At 50.0% G+C, this 20,304-nt stretch carries 16 protein-coding genes; 12 read left to right on the top strand and 4 right to left on the bottom strand.

All coding sequences use genetic code 11. The features are described from left to right. Nucleotides 1-38: 38 nt before the first annotated feature. The 5 genes from BUA17_RS11215 to BUA17_RS11195 all read left to right on the top strand — a co-directional run bounded on the left by BUA17_RS11215 (nucleotide 39) and on the right by BUA17_RS11195 (nucleotide 6,138). Nucleotides 39-1,829 (top strand): sensor histidine kinase, encoded by a 1,791-nt coding sequence (locus tag BUA17_RS11215; RefSeq protein ID WP_072733656.1) that lies wholly within the window; start codon nucleotides 39-41, stop codon nucleotides 1,827-1,829. Further along, entirely contained in the window at nucleotides 1,826-2,926 is a 1,101-nt protein-coding gene (locus BUA17_RS11210) for a response regulator (protein ID WP_072733655.1), read from the top strand. The genes BUA17_RS11215 and BUA17_RS11210 overlap by 4 nt, the downstream gene beginning before the upstream one ends. A gap of 144 nt (nucleotides 2,927-3,070) precedes the next feature. Continuing rightward, nucleotides 3,071-4,351 (top strand): ABC transporter substrate-binding protein, encoded by a 1,281-nt coding sequence (locus BUA17_RS11205; protein ID WP_064641853.1) that lies wholly within the window; start codon nucleotides 3,071-3,073, stop codon nucleotides 4,349-4,351. Between the two features lie 78 nt (nucleotides 4,352-4,429). After that, nucleotides 4,430-5,314, top strand: coding sequence for a carbohydrate ABC transporter permease (locus BUA17_RS11200; RefSeq protein ID WP_064641854.1), 885 nt, complete (start codon nucleotides 4,430-4,432; stop codon nucleotides 5,312-5,314). Beyond that, nucleotides 5,311-6,138 (top strand): carbohydrate ABC transporter permease, encoded by an 828-nt coding sequence (locus tag BUA17_RS11195; protein WP_024632759.1) that lies wholly within the window; start codon nucleotides 5,311-5,313, stop codon nucleotides 6,136-6,138. Before BUA17_RS11200 ends, BUA17_RS11195 begins: the two co-directional genes overlap by 4 nt. Before the next feature lie 115 nt (nucleotides 6,139-6,253). Here BUA17_RS11195 and BUA17_RS11190 read toward each other — a convergent pair whose 3' ends face one another. Further along, the gene (locus BUA17_RS11190) at nucleotides 6,254-7,741 is read right to left on the bottom strand and encodes an aminotransferase-like domain-containing protein (RefSeq protein ID WP_072733654.1); all 1,488 of its coding nucleotides are present in this window, start codon (nucleotides 7,739-7,741) and stop codon (nucleotides 6,254-6,256) included. Between the two features lie 157 nt (nucleotides 7,742-7,898). Here BUA17_RS11190 and BUA17_RS11185 point away from each other — a divergent pair, with 157 nt between their 5' ends. Further along, complete coding sequence (locus BUA17_RS11185; RefSeq protein WP_072733653.1) at nucleotides 7,899-8,507, top strand: LysE/ArgO family amino acid transporter; 609 nt, start codon at nucleotides 7,899-7,901, stop codon at nucleotides 8,505-8,507. 89 nt (nucleotides 8,508-8,596) lie between these two features. Here the strand turns inward: BUA17_RS11185 and BUA17_RS31840 are convergent, their stop codons facing one another. The 3 genes from BUA17_RS31840 to BUA17_RS11170 form a co-directional block, all read right to left on the bottom strand. Beyond that, a complete protein-coding gene (locus tag BUA17_RS31840) occupies nucleotides 8,597-9,433 on the bottom strand; it encodes a methyl-accepting chemotaxis protein (protein ID WP_072733652.1) in 837 nt (278 codons plus the stop codon). 323 nt (nucleotides 9,434-9,756) lie between these two features. Next, nucleotides 9,757-10,758: a GTP 3',8-cyclase MoaA gene (gene moaA, locus BUA17_RS11175; protein WP_072733651.1), complete on the bottom strand. Its 1,002-nt coding sequence runs from the start codon at nucleotides 10,756-10,758 to the stop codon at nucleotides 9,757-9,759. Nucleotides 10,759-10,877: 119 nt separating this feature from the next. Beyond that, nucleotides 10,878-13,100, bottom strand: coding sequence for a methyl-accepting chemotaxis protein (locus BUA17_RS11170; RefSeq protein ID WP_072733650.1), 2,223 nt, complete (start codon nucleotides 13,098-13,100; stop codon nucleotides 10,878-10,880). 544 nt (nucleotides 13,101-13,644) lie between these two features. Between BUA17_RS11170 and BUA17_RS11165 the strand changes: the two genes are divergently transcribed. The 6 genes from BUA17_RS11165 (at nucleotide 13,645) to BUA17_RS11140 (ending at nucleotide 20,183) form a co-directional block, all read left to right on the top strand. Next, nucleotides 13,645-14,460, top strand: a complete 816-nt coding sequence (locus tag BUA17_RS11165) for an ABC transporter ATP-binding protein (RefSeq protein WP_072733649.1) — start codon at nucleotides 13,645-13,647, stop codon at nucleotides 14,458-14,460. Then, nucleotides 14,429-15,253: an ABC transporter permease gene (locus BUA17_RS11160; protein WP_244552125.1), complete on the top strand. Its 825-nt coding sequence runs from the start codon at nucleotides 14,429-14,431 to the stop codon at nucleotides 15,251-15,253. The genes BUA17_RS11165 and BUA17_RS11160 overlap by 32 nt, the downstream gene beginning before the upstream one ends. After that, nucleotides 15,250-16,200 (top strand): ABC transporter permease, encoded by a 951-nt coding sequence (locus tag BUA17_RS11155; RefSeq protein WP_244552124.1) that lies wholly within the window; start codon nucleotides 15,250-15,252, stop codon nucleotides 16,198-16,200. The genes BUA17_RS11160 and BUA17_RS11155 overlap by 4 nt, the downstream gene beginning before the upstream one ends. A 102-nt stretch (nucleotides 16,201-16,302) precedes the next feature. Continuing rightward, entirely contained in the window at nucleotides 16,303-17,379 is a 1,077-nt protein-coding gene (locus tag BUA17_RS11150) for an ABC transporter substrate-binding protein (protein WP_072733647.1), read from the top strand. A gap of 88 nt (nucleotides 17,380-17,467) precedes the next feature. Beyond that, nucleotides 17,468-18,841 (top strand): aspartate aminotransferase family protein, encoded by a 1,374-nt coding sequence (locus tag BUA17_RS11145; protein WP_072733646.1) that lies wholly within the window; start codon nucleotides 17,468-17,470, stop codon nucleotides 18,839-18,841. A gap of 76 nt (nucleotides 18,842-18,917) precedes the next feature. After that, nucleotides 18,918-20,183, top strand: coding sequence for a M20 family metallo-hydrolase (locus tag BUA17_RS11140; protein ID WP_072733645.1), 1,266 nt, complete (start codon nucleotides 18,918-18,920; stop codon nucleotides 20,181-20,183). Nucleotides 20,184-20,304: the final 121 nt, after the last annotated feature.

The following is a 20,304-nucleotide window of genomic DNA, read 5'->3' as shown; positions in this document are numbered from 1 at the left end:
TATCTTATTTTAGCTCATAGCTCAGGAGTGGATGCCTCGTGTTTACCGAATTATATCGGAAGCTTACTGATCCGTTCAAACGCAGCATTCGCAACAAATTAATCCTCACCATGACGTTTCTGGCCATTCTGCCCGTCATTGCCATGACGGTTGTAGCAGCCGAAAATACCCGTTCTTCCATGGAAGAAGAGATCATGGAGACCAACCGTGCGAATATGAATTGGGCCTCCATCTATTTGGGTGAACAATTCGCGCGGATGAACAATCTCATCTATTCCATTCAGATCAGTGATGAGCTGCATCAGTATTTGGCATTGAACCAGGATGCTCCAGCTGCCAGCCGCTTCGATGAACAGAAGGCTGTGTTCAACATGCTGAACAGTGTATATTATTCGGCTGGCAACTATGTATTTGGTGTGGAATTATACCTGAAGGAACTGGACACATTGTTCACCTTCAACTCGATGGAAAGCCGGATCAGATCAGTCCCGGACATTCCTTCGGCATACGATGAACTTTTTAAACAGCATAAGGACTTTACGATTATTAATGATCCGAACGATCCAGAGAAGTTTCATATGACCCGCAGCATGAACCGATTCGAGGATCAGGCGCAGATCGGCGCGATCAGTCTGGAAGTCAAGTGGGCCGAATTCAATCAGACACTGGAATTGCTGGACAGCCGGGGAGATTATGCGGTGTACATCGCGGATAGTACGGGAAGTCCGGTCTATCAGCCAAATAAGGAGATACAGCCTTCAGCAGAGGCGCTGGAAAGGCTCGCAGCTACGAAGGACAGTTCCGGTTTCATTCGAACAGCCAAGGAATATGTATTCTATCATGCCATTGATCCTTCAGGAATGCGTCTGATCAAAATTGTACCTTCCCATGTCATCAATGAGAGTGCAATGGAAACGATGAAATATGGTCTTGTTGTGGGTGGGCTAGCTACCGTGGTTTCGGTATTGTTGGCAGCACTTGTGGCTTGGCGAACATCCAAACCGATTGTCAGACTGGCGAATTCCATGAAGGGAATCCAGTTGATCAAGGACAAGGAAGTGGTGCGCAGTGGTCGGGTGGATGAGATTGGCCTGCTGGAGAAAAATCTGCATGGTATGGCAAGCCGCATTCGGGAGCATATCCGGGATAACTATCTCATGAATCTGGAGAAACAGACGGCCGAGCTCAAGGCGCTTCAGTCCCAGATTCACCCGCATTTTCTACAAAATACGTTGCAGATGATCGGAGGTATGGTGTACTCACAGAAGCCGGCAGACAGTTATAAAGTTATTCGTGCACTAAGTGAGATGTTCCGTTATATTGTCAGAGCGCCGGATGGTCTTGTGCCATTACAGTCCGAATTGGACCAACTGGAGCATTATATGCTCATCCAGAAGCAGCGTTTTGGCAGCAGACTTGAATATAAACTGGAGATTGAAGGCGGGCTGAATGACTGTTACATTCCCAAGTTGTCCCTGCAACCGATTGTGGAGAATGCATTTGTTCATGGTCTGGAGAAAAAGCAGGGAGAGTGGAAATTGAACATTCAAGTTGTCCGACTAGATCATGAGGTAACCATCCGCATTTCCGATAATGGGATGGGCATGGATCAAGAGAGGCTGGCCGAGATGCAATCGAGACTGTCCAAGCTGTCCCAGCAAGGAGACAGAGTATGGAGCTCGGGCACTAGCATTGGTCTGGTCAATGCCGCATCACGCATTTTGATGCACTTTGGGCCTGCATACGGTATGAACATGGAGAGTGGGGAAGGACAGGGAACCCGTGTCACTGTTCGAATTCCTTGCCATACAGGAGGCGAGATCTCGTGAACAAGGATCATTATAGAGTGCTGTTAGTGGACGACGAGCCATGGAATAGAGACATTTTGCGCAATTTGGGCACGTGGGATGAGCTTGGCATGGTGGTAGCAGGTGAGGCAGAGGATGGCGGAGAGGCGATCCGGTTGGTCGAGCAGCATCAGCCCCATATTATCATTACAGACATGCGTATGCCGGGTAAAGACGGCGTGGAACTGCTCCAGACGCTGAGCGCACAATATCCGCATATCAAAGTGATTGTGGTCAGCGGTTATGATGATTTCAATTATGCGAAACATGCCATTCGTCACCGTGCCGCTGATTATCTGCTTAAGCCAGTAAATCCCGATGAATTGAATAACGTTCTGGCCAAGTGTAAACGTGAATTGGAAAAGACCGAGTCCGGGCCGGAGTCGTGGGAACCTTATCCTTCGGCTTTTTCTGGCGAATTCTCGTTGTTTCAGCAGCAGGCACGCTTGCGTTTTAACGACTTGAACGTTCAGGGATTACATGAGCTGTTCGGGCAGCTGGAGCACCGACTTGATACCAGTGATATCCGGAGACCGCAACAGCTTGGGCGGATCGCATACGAATTACAGACGCTGCTGGGCGAGCTGTGTGTTTCCAACGGCTTATGCGAGCAACCTGTAGCAGCTGTGCTCCCGCCACCGACTGCTCTGGCGTCCATCGCATCGGCGGTGGACTGGATATCAGCGCCTTACTATACTTCGTTGGAGCAGCTGATTGCGCAGCGCAAATTCAAGAACAAGCTGAACCTGGATGAGGTGAAGCAATACATCGATCAGCATTGCATGGAGATGATTACGCTGGAGCAGCTTGCCCAGATCTTTTTTGTTAGCAAAGAATATCTCAGCAAGGTGTTCAAAAAAGAACACAGCGTGAATGTGACCGACTATATTGTCCAGTTACGGATGGCAAGAGCCAAGGAATGGGTGCTCGATGATCAGATTCCATTCAAACATATTGCTGAGATGACGGGTTATGAGGATGTATCGTACTTTTACCGGGTGTTCAAGAAACACTTCGGAGTTTCGCCTGGAGAGATGCGAAAGGGACAACCTCGAATATCAGGTAACAGCCCTAAATAATTCATTCACAGAGAGCTTACTGTTGGATTAAGGTTTAAAATAATCCAATAAATGAGTCTAATAATGTCCAATGAAGCGCTTTCATTTTGTGATATATAATGATCCTATGAAAGACAAACCAGTTACACCGGGAGGTCATAAGAGATGAAAGTATGGAAAAGCGTAGCAAGTGCGGTACTTGTGAGTGTTCTGCTCGCAGGCTGCGGTTCCAATGCGGGTACGGATGGTAAGGCGGAGGGAACTGCATCGGGCAGTACGGTGTCCCTCAAAGTATTCATTGCACAGCCGCGGCTGAAAGAACATTACGATAAATATATAGAACAGTTCAAAGCCAAGGAGAAAGCCGAAAAGAATATTGAGGTCAACGTACAACTGGAGATGCCGCCAGCAGATAATGCGCCTCAGATTCTGAAAACACGACTTGCCTCCAATGATGCACCGGACGTGTTCGCACTTCATGCGGTCAATGAAATTCCACCGTTCAGCAAAGCAGGTTATCTGGAAGACCTGTCGGGTCAACCTTTTGTCGATAAATTACTGGATTCCGTTAAGCCTTCCGTAACGGATGCATCGGGTAAAGTCGTGGCCGTTCCTTTGGAAACGTTATCTTGGGGATACCTGTACAATAAGGATATTTTCAAAGAGCAGGGGATAGAGGTACCTACAACTTTGACGGAAATGAAAGCGGTCGTGGAAAAGCTGAAAGCAGCCAACATCACCCCGTTTGAACTTTCATACAAAGAAGCCTGGATTCCACAACTGTTCCTGCCACTTACTGTAGGTGCACTGACTCAGTCAGAACATAAAGACTTCTTGGATAAGATGAATCAGGATCAAGGTTCCTTCTCGGATATGAAATCCTTGTTCGACATCTTCGATCTCGTCAATGCCAATGGTACGGAGAAAGCACTCGAAGTGGGCGGCGATGATGGTTCAGCAGCCTTTGCAACAGGCAAAGCAGCAATGTGGATTCAAGGACCTTGGTTCGCAGAAACCATCCTGAAGTCCAATCCGGATATCAACTTCGGCGTAGCTCCACTGCCAATCAATGACAACCCGGATGATACCAAAATCAACCTGAGCACATCGACTTCACTGGCCGTATCTTCCTCCAGCAAAAACAAGGAAGTGGCACTCGACTTCGTAAACTATGTTCTTGATGACAAGGATTCAAGTGCATTCTACGAAGCACTGAAATTCAATCCGGTTGCCAAAATTCATGACTTCAAAAGTTTCCCTTGGGTAGACGATGCCCTGAAATATGTTAATGAAGGCAAAGCGTATCAGGATCCATCCATTCCTCAAGCGGTTAAGGATGAATCAGGCAAAGCGCTGCAAGGTTACTACTCCGGACAACTGGATCAGCAGCAGGTGATTGATGCGCTCGACAAGGCGTGGAAATCCTACAACAAAGTCAACAAGTAAGCAGATGAAACGGCTGGCAGAACGGTCTTCGTTCCCCCGTTTCCGCGAGTCTGCTTATAGTGAAAAGGGGGAGAACCAATGGCTACGAATGTATTCAAGAAGTATCTGTCGCTGCTAGCGTTCACTGCGCCTGCCTTTGTCATCTATGCCATTTTCCTGCTGTATCCCACATTTAGCGGCTTGTTCTACAGCTTGACGGACTGGAATGGTCTGAACCGGGATTACAGTTTTATCGGTCTGGGGAACTTCGTGGAACTGTTCAAGGAAGATCCAGACTTTCTGAATTCCCTGTGGTTCACGTTGAAATATGTGGTGTTTATGCTGATCCTGCAAAATGGAATTGCCTTGCTGCTCGCCGTGTTCATTGAGACACGGACGCGCAGCAAGGGGTTATTCCGGACCCTGTTTTTCATGCCGAACATGATCAGTACAATCATCAGCGCCTTTATGTGGACATTTATTTTCTCCCAGGTGCTGCCGCAACTGGCCGAGAAGTTAGCCGTCTCCTTTTTGGACCAACAGTGGCTGGGTGATCCGAAATTTTCATTCTACTCCATCCTGATCGTATCGCTCTGGAATGGTGTGGGGTATATGATGATCATCTATCTGGCTGCACTCCAGGGTGTGCCGAAGAGTCTGAAGGAAGCGGCTGTTATTGATGGAGCCAACGCGTTCCAGGTACTGCGTAATGTCGTATTGCCGATGATTACTCATGCTGTGACAATCTGTTTCTTCCTAACACTGAACGGTGCCTTCAAAGTATTTGAAGTTGTGTACGGTCTGACAGGTGGCGGTCCAGGCAGAGCCACTCAGGTCATTACGATGAATATTTATGAAGAGGCATTCTCCAACAATTTTAGATACGGATATGCCAGTGCCAAGTCGGTTGTGTTATTCGTCATCGTGCTCATCTTCACGCTCATCCAGATTACGGTGATGAAGAAGAAAGAGGTGGAAGCATGAGGATGCAACGAATTAACAGCTACCTGATTCGACTGCTGCTGGTGCTGGGCTCCCTCGTCGCAATGCTGCCAATCTACATGGCGATTGTGAACTCATTCAAAACACAAGGCGAAATGTTCCAATCCTTTATAGCTCTCCCAACGACATTTCATTGGGAAAACTACTCGGATGCATTTAACAAAATCAACCTGCTGGGCAGCTCCTTGAACTCGGCGATTGTATCCTTCCTGGGGATTGGGGGTATTGTATTCTGCGCTTCATTGGCCGGATACAAGCTGTCGCGTACTTCAGGCAGATTGAGCAACCTGATCTTCTTCCTGTTCGTGGCATCCATGCTCGTTCCTTTTCACTCGATCATGATTCCGCTGACACGGGTTGCCAAAGGACTTCACGTTCAAGGCAGCACATACGGATTGGCCCTGATCTATATCGGACTTGGTGTGAACATGGCGATCTTCCTGTATCACGGGTTTGTTAAGTCCATCCCGCGTGAATTGGAAGAATCGGCACAGATGGATGGATGTAATGAGTTCCAGACGTTCTTCCAGATCATCTTCCCACTGTTGCTGCCAATTACGGTCACCATCGCCATCTTGGACTTCCTGTGGATCTGGAATGACTTCCTGTTGCCACTGCTCATGCTGACGGATGTGAATCGTTATACACTGATTCTGTCCACGAACATGCTGTTTGGCGAGTACAACAAGGAATGGCCGTTGATTCTGTCTTCCCTGGTACTTACCGCGATTCCAGTAGTTCTCATCTATGCGTTCTTCCAAAAGTTCATCATGGAGGGTATTGCAGAAGGTGCGGTAAAAGGGTAAAGAAAACCTGCCTGCGATCTAGACGAGACGTATCTGCCTTATTAATACAAAAATTCAAAAGAACCGCCTTGATCGGAGGGATGTCACTCCTTCCGATCAAGGCGGTTCTTTCATTTCATGATGACATCAGCTTCTTGACTGCCTGTGCCAGCAAGTGAAGACCACGCTCCATCTCATCCGGTGAAGCATAAGCATAGGACAGACGAATGTGCTCTGTATCTAGGCGGTCATAGAGATAACCCGGATGAATCAGCACATGATTCTCCAGACAGGCATGGAACAGTTCGCGAATGGATAGAGGACTGGCGGTAAATCGGAGCCAGATATAAAAGCCTCCGGCAGGTATGCTCCAATCGGCGAGTTCACTGAAATCGCGTTGCAGAAGCTCAAGCATAAAGTCTCTGCGTTTGCGCAGTTCTGGCCGCAGGCGATCCATATGCTGCTCGTGGTATCCATCGGCAAACCAGAGTGCAGCAGCCTCCTGAGCGAGGGAGCTGGTGCCATAATCTGTCTGCATCTTGATGTCTGCGAGGCGACGGATGACCGGCTCTGGCCCAACTAGCCAGCCGAGGCGCAGACCGGGGCTGACCGCCTTGGACAAGGTGCCCATGTGCAGCACCCGTCCTTCTTTATCACGCGCTTTCAGTGATGGCGGCGGGGGCTCGTCCAGCCACAGGTCGCTGTACGCGGCATCCTCCAATATGGAGATGCCGATGTTCCGCGCTGTGGCGAGCAGTTCTTCCCGGCGGCTGTCACTCATGACGGAGCCGGTAGGATTGTGGAAGCTCGGAATCGTATAGAGCAGCGAGATGCTTTCCCTGTTTGCATTATTCTGTACGGCATCTTCCAGACGCGGAGTGTGTAATCCTTCGGCATCCATCGGAATGCCACTCATTTTCAATCCGGCGGATTGGAAGGCATGAATGGAGTACAGATAAGATGGTTTCTCCAGCAGAACTGCCGATCCGCGGGGCAGAAGCCCAACTGAAATAAGGTGCAGTGCCTGAAGAGAGCCGGATACGATCAGAATGGAGTCAGGGGAGGCTTGGATACCACTTTCTTGCAAGTAAACGGACAAAGCCTGACGGAGCTCCAGACTACCCTGAGGTTCGAGGTAGTTTAGTGTACGAGGACGACTGGATAGAGCAAGGAGGAGGTCGTTAAAAGCCTCCTGGGGCATCAGCTCAGGTGCAAGCTCACCTGTACCAAGCCTGATGATGCCTGGCTGGAACTCAGCCCGGTTAATCTGCTGTACCTCTGGCAGATTGGGGTAATACCAGCCTTCTTCGATGGCTTCCTCCCAGTTGGGCATGGCTCCGTGAGCCAGCGCATGCCAGCCAGAGCCACAGACATATGTTCCGCCGCCATGTCTGCCTTCAATCATGCCTGCGGCAGCCAGATTTTCCAGTGCAGTAACCAGCGTGCTGCGGTTCACACCCATGGTTTGAGCCAATGTCCGTTGTGATGGAAGCCGATATCCTGCTGTCCATTCGCCGGCAGTAATTTTCTCGCTGATATAGACTTCAATCTGTCGGTACAGAGGTAAGGAATGGGACGGGTCCGGCTTCCAGCTGCCCCCCTGTCGAGAATCAGAACGATTCATGGGCAGGTTTGCCTCCTTTATAGAATGAGTGATGGGATTTATGTTTTCTCTTATTTTGAACACTATATCATTTGGTTGGGTCCAGTGCCATCCAAGTGGTTGGTTACGCCTGACGTTATCTCTACTACTATGGAGACATATCTAAGGGGGATGAACGATGGGGGTAATTATTCACGCGGTGGTGCTGGCATTTGGCCTGATTTTGCCACTCGGTGTACAAAATGTGTTTATTTTTAATCAGGGCATGAGTCAGCGAAGTTATGCACGGGCGCTGCCAGCGATAGTAACCGCAGGACTCAGTGATACGTTGTTGATTGGAGCAGCCGTCGGAGGGGTGTCCCTCATTTTACTGCAATGGCCGGTGCTGGCGAATGTATTGTATGCAGGAGGGAGTGTGTTTTTGCTCTATATGGCATGGAGCATTTGGAAGTCTTCCGGGCCTGCGAATAGTTCAGCAGCAGTGCTATCTGCGGGAAGGCAGATCGCTTTTGCTGCTTCCGTTTCCTTGCTTAACCCGCATGCTCTGCTGGACACGGTAGCTGTGATCGGTACCAGTTCGCTTCAATACGAAGGGGTGGCACGCTTTTATTTTGCGATTACGGCGGCAGTGGTATCATGGGTATGGTTTCTGGGACTGGCAGGTGCAGGCAGGCTAGTAGGTAGAACAGATCGTACAGGCCGGGTCAGTGTTTTCTTCAATCGGTTGTCCGCTGTAGTCATGGTCGGAATGGCGGGCATGATGCTGTGGAAGCTGATTCTATCGTAAAAATAGAAAAGAATCCCCTCACGTTAAACGTGCGGGGATTGTTTATATGCTGGCCTTATATACTTAATGCGCCAAATGAGTATTCTATCTTATTCTGCCTTCAATAGCATGGATTCAATAAAAGCTTTGAGATCCTTGGATGCGTTGTTCAGTTGATCAATCACCTCGCTGAACTCGGTGACGAGTTCGGCCTGCTGGTTGCTGGATTGGGCAATGGATGTAATCTCCTGTTCCATCTGACGAATGGAATGCTGTACTTCCTTCAAGGAGCGTTCAATGTTCACTGTAGCTTCTTTGGTTCCGGTAGATAATTTGCGTACTTCGGTAGCAACAACGCCAAAGCCGGCGCCTGCTTCTCCTGCTCGAGCTGCTTCAATGGCAGCATTCAGACCTAGCAGGTTCGTCTGCTCCGAAATTTCACGAATGAATGAAGCTACTTTGGTGACTTCACTGGAATTTTGCACCGCCATCCGTGTGTTGTCCAAAATCTGTGAAGATGAAGCGGTCAGTTGCTGGGACTGAGCAGCTACGGTCTGAACCATATCGGTTAACTTACCGCTGATTTCTCCGATCAATTCGGTGAAGTGCCCCAGTTTTTCCTCGTTTTTGAGCGAAAATCCAATGGCCAATGCACCTACGATCTGGCCTGCTTCATCGCGAAGCGGGGTAGCCGCAGAGTTAATGGGAGTCCCGTAATGATGCGCTTCAATACGATTGGCTGAAGTCTCACCATGGATAAGTGCCCGGCGTAGTGTAGGATCTTCAAGTGAGATCGGATCTCCGGCCTTGATACCCAAATCAAGATCTTCGCTCCGTACGTAATACCGGAACTGCTCCATATCGGTAACAGCAATCATCAAATCATTTTCCTTGAGCATGATTTTAAAATACGGGCTTGCTGCAACAAGTGCTTCAACAATATTCAATTGGATCAACTCCTATATATGTGTGCGTATTATCGTGATGTATTGTATATTCATCGTCAGAATTGCGGGATCTTTGAAGGGCTAAAGAGGACATATGGCAGATTAATTTTATTTTAATCTTGAAATCAGGAAAATTGATCAACAAGGTTAGAAAAAAGAAAAATACATGACAAAAAAGCTGCTGAGGATCATCTGACCTCAGCAGCTTTTAGTACATCGATAATGGCTGTATTTTGAGAAGTATATCGTGTGCTTACGTTTATTATTTCTTCCTGCTCTGATGCATTTAAACGATGAGCAGGTACCCCCCAGATCACGCTTGCCTAACCGCCGATCTGGGACATGCGTCGTACCGTCGGTGTATGACTTTGCATTTTCTGCTCCAGGGCAAGCGCCATTTCATGATTCTTCGGTTTGGTGCCAAGCGCCTTGAGGAAGAGAGCTGCCATAGCATCGGGGGCATCTACGAAGCGGCGAACGTTGTATTCATCCGACCAGTATAGACAAGCTTTGATATGCCCATCTGCTGTCAGGCGGAGTCGGTTGCAGTTATCACAGAAGTGATCACTGACCGGATGGATCAATCCGAATGTCCCTTGTGAACCGGCAATCTTCATGTTTCGTGATGGACCATTACCTGCCGGACCTGCCGTATTTTCTACCGTCCAGCCAGCCTCCGCACATACATCCGTGACTGCTTCCAGCGGCAAATACGATTTGCGCCATGAATCTGAAGCCTGCCCAATCGGCATATATTCAATGAAGCGCACATGCAGTGGCTGATCTATGGTCATGGCAATGAAATCCTTAATCTCATCATCATTGATGCCCTTCATTAACACGACATTCAGCTTGATCGGAGCAAGTCCAACTGCCGTGGCGGCTTCAATGCCTTTCAGCACCTTATTTACATCCCCACCGCGAGTAATCATGGAGAAACGGCTCGCCTGCAGGGAATCCAGACTGATGTTAATCCGGTTCAGTCCAGCGTCTTTCAGGGCCTGAGCCTGTTTGTCCAGCAGCAATGCATTGGTAGTTAACGCAATATCTTCAATCCCGTCAATGGCCGAGATCATACTTACGAGTTGATGCAGATCTTTCCGTACCAGAGGCTCGCCTCCGGTCAGACGGACTTTGCGCATTCCCATTGGAGCCAACACTTTGAGCACCTGGGCAATTTCCTCGTAGCTCATAATTTGGTCATGCGGGGCAAATTCCATGCCTTCTTCAGGCATACAATACACGCAACGCAAATTACAGCGGTCCGTAACAGAAATACGGATGTAGTCATGTATTCTGCCAAAAGAATCCTGGAGCATTTCCATGCAGACCACCCTTTCATTGATTCAGATTGGAAAGCTTCTATATGAAATGAACCGACAATGTCTAAACGAACAGTTGCATCAAATTTTAGCTATTTCTCCAATCCGCGTCAATGATGACGTCAGGTAATTACGTTTTTATCGGGATGGGTCAGTTGGAATTGTCCCACAAGCTGTTGCAAGAAGACCGTGATGGCTTCTACATTGTGCGATGAATGCTGAACATGGAGCATGTCGTTAATAAGCTCGACCATCTCGGCTTCCACCTCGGAAGACGTGGAACGGTTTTTGTGGCTGATGGCGGCGATATTCTCCATTAATACCACCACCTGATCCACAACCTGTGTTCTTTGGGGTTCTTCAGCCGTCGCACTTTGGAGTAAGCGCGAAGCAGCCTGAACAAGCGTGGTGCCTTCAGCCAGAACCTGATCACCCTCCTTGATGGATTGAGAGGCTGCTCCTGCCGCTACAGAGATATTATCCAGAATCTGATGAATATCTTCCGTGGAGGAACGGGATAGTTCGGCCAGCTTGCGGATCTCCCCAGCAACGACGGCAAATCCACGTCCGTGTTCGCCAACATGGGCTGCTTCAATGGAAGCATTTAGTGCAAGCAGGTTGGTCTGTGCCGAAATTTCATCAATGACAGCAAGTGCGCGGTAGATATCCTGCATGGTCGCCATAAAGGATAGAATCGTATGGTTGGTGTCGGACACGGCTCCCGAGATCTGAGTCATTTTGTCTCCAATACGCTCCACTTCCTGGCGGGCAACGTCAATCTGCTCTGTGGACGACACTTCAAGCTGTTGTAAGGTGAGGCGCATTTCGTCGGCGGCTACTTTGGCCTGATCCAGGTCCTCAAGCTGCTTGCGTATCCCCTGAATCATAGAGCCAAGTTTGAGATTTACACGTTCGGTTGTTCCCTGTGTAGTTTCCGTTGACGCCCGCATCTGGTGCTGGTTGTTCATCACATCCACGGTGGCAAGCTGTACCTTGAGCATAATTCCTTCCAGAGAGTCGATCATATTGTTGATCCATTTCGCCAGTTCACCTGATTCATCCTGGGCAAAAGCCGACGTGTCCAGACGCTGAGTCAGATCCCCTTTGCCTTCGGCGTTAATCCGAATAAAGCGGCTAATGCGGCGCAAATCCTCATGGCCCCGTTGAACATGTTTTCGTTGCAGCTGGCTTGCAGTCAGGAATCCATAGATGAAATTAAAGGCAGCGATGGCTGCTGCGCTCCATGCACTTCCAGTCAGCGCATATACAAGTGCAGCTCCCGCAATGCCTGACAACAGGATGTACAAGCTATGCTGCTTGAATTGGCGCCAGCCAATGCTGCGTATCCGATACACTTCCTCCAAATCGCCTTCACACATCATGCCCCACAGATCCGGACAGTGGGGAAGCTGGAACGTGATGCCTTTTCCAATAACTGATATATGACGATAGTCTGAATAACCCGGAAAAGCCACAAACAGATTGGAGCCATTGCGAATGGTATTCGCTACACCGGGATGAAGTTCGTTGGTAGAAGGATCGGTAAACATCAGTTCCAATTCGGTATGCTCTTTAACAGATACAACGCCCCATTCAGTGGTTACGCCGTCCTTCAGATTTTCCCCATGGGTAAATGTATGATCCTCGAAGCGGCTGCGGGACAGGGCAGTCCCGGGTTGAAGCGTGGGTCGCAGTCGTGATTCAGCCATAAATAGATAATTATCCCCGGAATCGGGGTAGATGTGGCCTGATTCACGCTGGATCAGATCGCCCAATACATCATTAGGCACACGGTTGCACAGGGAACCGATGTATCGGCCGTTTTCCATGATAGGTACGATAAACATCAAGGTTACATCATCGTGAAACGTGGATGAACGTGGTCCAATTTCTAGTGTGAGCGGATCAGAATAAGGTCCAAACAGGCACTTTTGTCCGTTGATATCCGCTTGGGTATACCTTAATCCTGGCCCGATCAAAGCATTTCCATCTTCGTAGACTTGTCCAATATGATTCTTATATGTAGAAAATACAACCTGGTTTTGCTCGTTCAGCATAAAAAGCTCAGTACTATCAGTAGCGCGTACATAACTTGCTGCGAACCATACCTCCAATCCGTGTACATCTTCCGTACCTTGCAGCACCCCCTGCGGATGAACGGCCCGTACCTGCTGAAGCAATCGATCCAGATGATTCCACTGCTCCTCAGCCCAATCCATCAAAAGCTGCCGCCGGGTCTCGGCGATGCCCTCAAAGATTTCCTCCACGTCGTGCTTCATATTTGCATTCAACCGATACGACCGCCACAGCGGCCACCCTTTTCTCGATCCCAGCCAATCAAACATACGGACCACCCCGATTTCTGATTTTGAAAATCCTTTGCGAGACTGTTCGGAAACGCGATTATCCAGCCACTATGGGTGGTGGACGGGAATCAATGACACCGCCTTCATGATCCCGGAACCAGACACCGTATCGGGGCGAGAGTTCACGTCCTTCTATATGAGCATTTTGCAAAATGCTGTTATCAATGTTTATACAAGAAAATCAACAAGAATACGAGGGTATATGTCATATTTTCCGAATATTTATTCAATAAATACAAATGATTATGCGCCTTTACTTGGATATTACAAGAGTTCTGTATAAGTGAAGCAGATGTTAGATAACATACACGGACATTGACATGTTTAGGACTGAGAATCGGTATCATTTTACACTGTGTAACATGAACAGGCCCATACTCAAAACAGTCTGTATAATGTAATCCCGGCCCAAAGATATATAGTATTACCTAACAAGCAAAACCTGTTACGTTCGTGTATATAAACCTTCCATTCAGCCTTGGTGTGAAAAGATTGCGAGCTTCCCGCGAAAAGGAGAATGCCCATGTCCTCTATCATCGTCCCCGACACCTGCCATATTGAGCTGGATCACGTGTCCGTTGTATTTGGCAGTGGAGCACAACAAGTTACCGCCCTGTCCGACGTTTCATTTCAAATACATTCCAATGAATTTGTCTCTCTGCTTGGCCCCTCGGGGTGTGGCAAGTCCACACTGCTGCGACTCGTAGCCGATTTGCTCCAGCCAACGACAGGCAGCATCCGGGTTGCCGGGGAAGAACCAGAGCGGGCGCGGTTGCAGCGCCAGTTCGGTATTGTCTTCCAGACTCCAGCTCTGTTCGATTGGCGCACGGTACGCCACAATGTGGAGCTTCCCCTGGAGCTGCTCGGCACAAGTCGGAAGGAGTGCCGTCGCATGAGTGGTGAACTGCTTGAAATGGTCGGGCTGACCCGCTTTGCTGACCATTATCCATGGCAGCTCAGTGGGGGCATGCAGCAGCGTGTTTCCATCGCACGGGCACTCGCGCTTGATCCGCCATTGCTGCTTATGGATGAACCTTTCTCCGCACTGGATGAATTCACGAAGGAGAAGCTGCAATTGGAGCTGCTTGATATTAAGCGATCTACAGGCAAGACATTCCTGTTCGTTACACACAGTATCCCCGAGGCCGTATTTCTATCTGACCGCATCATCGTCCTCTCCGCACACCCTGGTCAGGTGCACTCCATTCATTCCGTCAACCTGCCAGCCAAGCGGGATCGAGAGCTGAGGGAAACCGAAGCCTTTTACCGTATGATGACCACCATCCGAAATTGTTTCTATGAGGAGCGTGATCCAATCCATGTTCCTGCACACCAGTAAGCTGGGTTTTCGCTCCTGGGTAGCGATCTGGATTTTGTCCGTATTGCTGCTGTGGGAAGGTATCGCCTGGATTCTCCACTTGTTCTTGTCACCCCAGCAGGCAGCATCCCGTCTTCCTTATCTCCATGAAGTTCTCACAGCCCTGTTTCGTTACTCAGGAACATTGGCTGAACAGGGGGCCGTAACGTTTGGGAATGCAGCAATTGGTTTTGCCGGTGGAACTGTGTTAGGCCTGTTGCTGGCCCTGCTCATGAGTGTGGCGGTTTGGGTGGAGCGTACCTTATCTCCGTATGTCATCTCTTCCCAGATGGTGCCCGTAATCGGTCTTGCGCCCATTGTCTATGGCATTATCCATAACGCCGAGTGGGCCCGAATTATAATGGCGGCTTACGTTACGTTCTTCCCGATTATCATCCACACACTCAAAGGATTAAAAAGTGCAGCGCCGGAGCATCTGGAGCTTATGCGTTCCTGTGGAGCTTCCCTGCCTGCTCGTTATATCAAATGTTTGCTGCCTTCTGCGCTACCGGGTCTATTTTCCGGTATGAAAATAGCTGCTCCACTTGCAGTCACTTCTTCCATTGTGGTGGAGCTAATGGGAGCCCCGGATGGACTTGGCGTACTGATGGTCAGTTCCTTGTATTACGGCAGTGCCCAAATCGGCATGTTCTGGGCAACCATCATGCTCAGCATTGGCATAGGACTCATCTCGTATCTTGCCATCAGCCTCGCTGAGCGCTGGCTAACCCCATGGCAGCCCGAATTCAGGGCCAAGGGAGGGCGTGCTGCATGATGAATGAAAGTGTGGTGGTAAGCCGCAATGGTGAGGAGGGTGCGACGGTCGCTGTCTCTGGCACGGGCTCCATTGGGGAATCTATTGTGGATTCGATTAAGGTGCCAACTGCTTCAGGCTCGGATATCCATGGGCAACAGGGACAAGCCGGACAGAGACTGCGGGGTAGTAGTGTTCGCAAAAGATCAATTGGATTGCGCCTACTGCCGTGGCTTGCCGGAGCCTTATTTCTTACCTTATGGCAGCTTCGATTGTTCCATCAGTTATTCTCGCTTGAAAGTTACCAACTGCCTGTGCCATCAGCAATTGCAACGTCCATCAGCGAAAATGCAGAAATGCTCTTCCGATATGCGATGTACAGCGGAACCGAGATGCTGGGTGGCTTTCTGCTAGGCTCCTTGCTGGGAGCTTTGGCGGCTTCGGTTGCATCCTTCTTCCCGACGAGCGGCAGGGCGGCGGTTGCCGTGATGTCAGCCCTGAACGCCGTTCCGATTGTTGCGCTGGCCCCGATTATGAACAACTGGTTTGGGGACGGGATATGGTCACGAATTGCTGTTGTGGCTGTAATTACGATGGCTGCCATGGCTGTGAGTTTGTTCAAGGGATTAACCTCAATTCAGCCGCAATATAGTGATCTGATGGCTGGTCTTGCCGCCAGAAGGATGCAGGTTTTCGTGAAGCTGCGCTGGCCTCATGCACTGCCTTCCCTCTTCGCAGGTCTGAAAATTAATATGTCGACCAGCATTATTGGCGCCATTGTGGGTGAATTTTTCATCGCCTCCCAGGGGCTTGGATACTTGCTCTCGGATCAGATCCGACTGGCGAACATGCCACTTGCCTGGTCCTGTATTGTTATCGCCGCCGTGCTCGGTATTGTGTTGTATGAAGCCGTCGTTCTGGCCGAGAAACGGCTGACCCCGTGGAATCGTGCACATACAGATCCTTAAAGCTCATTAAGATGCCAACCTTCCACAGATCGATTGACTCGTGAAGCAGGCTTCACAGTACCTGATTGAAAATCCTTATATAAACAGGGGGTTGTTCTGTATATGTACAAAACGTTAAAACCGGGTTTTCTGGTGTTGGTACTGTTGGTCGTTGCGATGCTGGGAGCGTGCTCCGCAAAATCAGAGTCTTCCGTCACCCCTGCTGCTGCCAGCTCGGAGGGAGCGGAAGGGGCAGATCAGCCCTTAACCCAAGTGAAGATTCAGCTCAAATGGGTGCCTCAGGCTCAGTTCGCGGGGATATACGCCGCTAAGGAGAAAGGTTTCTTTGCAGATGAAGGTATTGATGCCGAGATCATTCCGGGTGGCCCGGATATCGTGATCGAACAGCAGGTGGTTAACGGCGCAGCCGATGTGGGTATCACCGGGGTGGACAGTTTGCTGGTCAGCCGGGATAACGGTCTTCCGCTGGTCTCCCTCGCCCAGATTTCGCAGAAGAGCAGTTATCGATTGATTGCCAAGAAGTCCGCAGGTATTACCGATCCAGCCCAGATGAAAGGCAAGAAAGTGAGCACATGGTTCGGCAGCCAGCAGTTCCAGGTTCTCGCTTTTATGGAGAAGAACGGCCTTGATCCAAAGAAGGATATTGAACTGGTGAAGCAGGGTTTCACGATGGATCAGTTCTTCAACGATCAGGTGGATGTCGCCACGGCAACGATTTATAACGAATATCACGTGGTACTGGAAAGCGGAACGAAGGAGACCGACCTGGATGTATTCAACATTGAGGATGCCGGGGTAGGCATGCTGGAGGATACGCTGATCGCGAAGAAGGATTGGGTGGACAGTAATAAAGAGCTGGCGGTGAAAGTGACCCGTGCCGTTCTGAAAGGCTGGAACTACGCCATCGACAATCAGAATGAAACGGTGGATATCGTGATGAAGAACGTAACGGACGGCAGCACGACCCGCGAACATCAGGTGACCATGCTGGAAGAGATTGCGAAGCTGATTCGCCCGGAAGGATTTACGGAGAAACAAGTGGGCAGTTTCGTGGATGAATCGTTTACCCGAACTGCGGATATTGCCCTGAAGTATGGTCTGATCAAGAAAGCCGCTAATCTGGACGAAGCACTTGAGAAAAGCATCTATGAAGAAGCGGTGAAGGATGTGACGAAATAAATAAGCGTGGAGCGTTCGGAAGTGGGCACTGCAATCGGAGTGGTCAAGTGTAAAGTCCATAGATTCAGGTTAGAGAGGAGGATGACGAATGAGCTCAGTGGATCAGCAACCCCAGCCGCGTGGTGGTACAAAGGAAGAGTGGCTGGAAAAGGATCGCAAATATGTGTGGCATCACATCTCGCCTCATAACGATCATCCGATGATTGCCGTAAGCGGGGAGGGCAGCTGGATCACGGATCAGGATGGCACACGGTATCTGGATGCGATGTCGGGACTGTGGTGTGTGAACGTCGGGCATGGACGCGAGGAGATTGCCCAAAGTGCCTATGAGCAGATGAAAGCTCTAGCGTACGTGCCCATGACCCAGAGCCATGAGCCGGCGATTCTGCTGGCAGAGAAGCTGAATGACTGGCTGGAGGGGGAGTATCGCATATTCTTCTCCAACTCGGGTTCAGATGCCAATGAAGTGGCGTTCAAAATAGCCCGTCAGTTTCATCATCAGAATGGTGAACCAACTCGTCACAAATTCATCTCCCGTCACCGCGCCTATCACGGCAACTCCATGGGCGCACTGGGCGCTACCGGGCAAGCGGCCCGCAAAATCAAATACGAGCCGCTGGGCGTAGGCTTTTCTCATGTACCACCTCCCTATTGCTACCGCTGTCCATTTGGACGAAACAAGGATGGATGCGGACTGGAATGCGCCACTATCTATGAAGAGGTTATTCGTTGGGAAGGGCCGGAGACGGTAGCTGCGGTCATTATGGAACCAGTCATTACAGGGGGCGGCATGATTGTCCCGCCTCCGGAGTATATGCGTACCGTGCAGGAGATTTGTGAGCGTTATGGGGTGCTGTTCATTGTGGATGAGGTCATCTGCGGATTTGGCCGCTCCGGGCAAAAATTCGGTCATCAGAATTACAGAGTGCAGCCCGATATCGTCACGATGGCAAAGGGTATGACGAGTGCGTACGCTCCACTATCGGCGACAGCCGTTCGAGCGGATCTGTATGACACGTTCAGAGAACCTGGAACCGATTCACACTTTCGTCATGTTAATACGTTCGGGGGCAATCCTGTATCCTGCCGCGTGGCACTGGCGAATCTCGAAATTCTGGAACGAGAGAATCTGGTCAGCCGTGCTGATGAACTTGGATACCTGCTTCGGGATAAGCTGGAGCCGCTGCTGGAGTTATCGGTGGTTGGAGATATCCGCACATTTGGCTTTGCCTGCGGGGTGGAGCTGATTGAAGCCGATGGTTCGCCTGCTCATGCGGATAAGGTCATGAAAGTACTGGCAAGCTGCAAAAAGGACGGCGTACTGATTGGCAAGAACGGCGATACCGTGCCGGGATTTGCGAATATTTTGACCATCTCACCGCCGTTTGTCACCACCGAGGAAGAATTGGACCTGATCGCTGGTAGTTTGCTGGCTGCACTACGCAGTCTGGATGCAGGGTAGCGATGGAGGAGAGGTACTAATCTAGTGGGATCTCTAATTATATCGTGCTTGTGAATATGTAAGGAGGCGAGGGAGGATGCAGACCACCACCGGGAAAATCATCAATCAGCTGCGTCTAGATGATCGAATTGAACAGTTGTCCCGTATTGGCCGAATTGTGGAGACGGGTGTCTGTCGACTTGCCTTAACCCCGGAAGACATGGAGGGCATTATCCAGGTTCGTCTCTGGATGGAAGAGGCCGGACTTGTGACTCGCCTTGATCCGTTTGGCAATCTGATTGGTCGCTTTGAAGGTACAGATTCGTCCTTGCCGATCCTCATGATCGGTTCGCATATCGATTCCCAGCCATATGGCGGTCGGTATGATGGGGCCATCGGCGTCCTTGGTGCGCTGGAAGCTGTTCAGTGTCTGATGGAACAAGGGATTCGACCTCGGATGCCCATTGAGGTCATTGCCTTTTGTGATGAAGAGGGCTCGCGTTTTAACAAAGGATTATTTGGTTCACGTGGCATAACCGGACAGCTGGAAGAGGGAGAATTGGAGCGACAGGACAAAAATGGGGTGACCCGCCGAGAGGCATTGCAGGCCTTTGGCTGTGCACCAGAACAATTTGCCGAAGCGATCTATCCGGCTGGCTCTATTGGCAGTTATCTGGAGCTGCATATTGAGCAAGGACCTGTGCTCGAATCGCTGGACGCTCCGGTAGGTCTGGTGACTGGCATCTCGGGCCCGCTGTGGCTCACGGTGACCATGAAAGGCATGGCAGGGCATGCCGGGTCCGTACCGATGGGGATGCGGCATGATGCGCTGGTGGGCAGCGCCAAGGTCATTGCGGCTTTTGACGATATGGTCAGAGAAGATCCGGAAGCTCCGACAGTAGGGACCGTGGGGAGCCTCAGTGTCTTCCCGGACTCACGCAACATCATTCCTGAGCAGGTCAGCTTTACGGTTGATTTGCGAGATATGGAGATGGAGCGTAGAAATCGGCTTGAAGGAAGGTTAATGAGCCTTTTGGATGACGTCAGCTCGAAATATGGCCTGACCTACTCCTTGACCGAAGATACCAACAGTGAACCGCGATATTGTGCAGAACGAATCAAGAATGCCACTCGCTCGTCTGCCGAAGAAATCGGCCTGCCTTTACCGGAGCTGATGAGTGGTCCGTTCCATGATGCACTTGCCCTTTCTTACGTGTGTGACTATGGCATGATCTTTGTTCGCAGCAAGGATGGCATCAGCCATCATCCAAGTGAGTATTCTTCGCCCGAGGACATTGCTCTCGGTACAGAAGTGTTGTACCGCACGATCAGGCAGATGTGCAGCCTGGAAAACGGCGAGTAACGATGGGAACATACAGGAGGGAGGACGATGGAAGTTCATTTCGTAGGTAACAATCCAATGGATACTTCAAATCCAATCATATTCGGTGGGTTTTACAGTCATATAAGATGATGGTGATTTT

Origin of the sequence: Paenibacillus sp. ov031 (genome assembly GCF_900143165.1) — a bacterium.
In the GTDB taxonomy this organism is placed as follows: domain Bacteria; phylum Bacillota; class Bacilli; order Paenibacillales; family Paenibacillaceae; genus Paenibacillus; species Paenibacillus marchantiae.
Note: the sequence above shows the minus strand (reverse complement) of the source record. Positions and strands in the feature narration are given on the sequence as shown.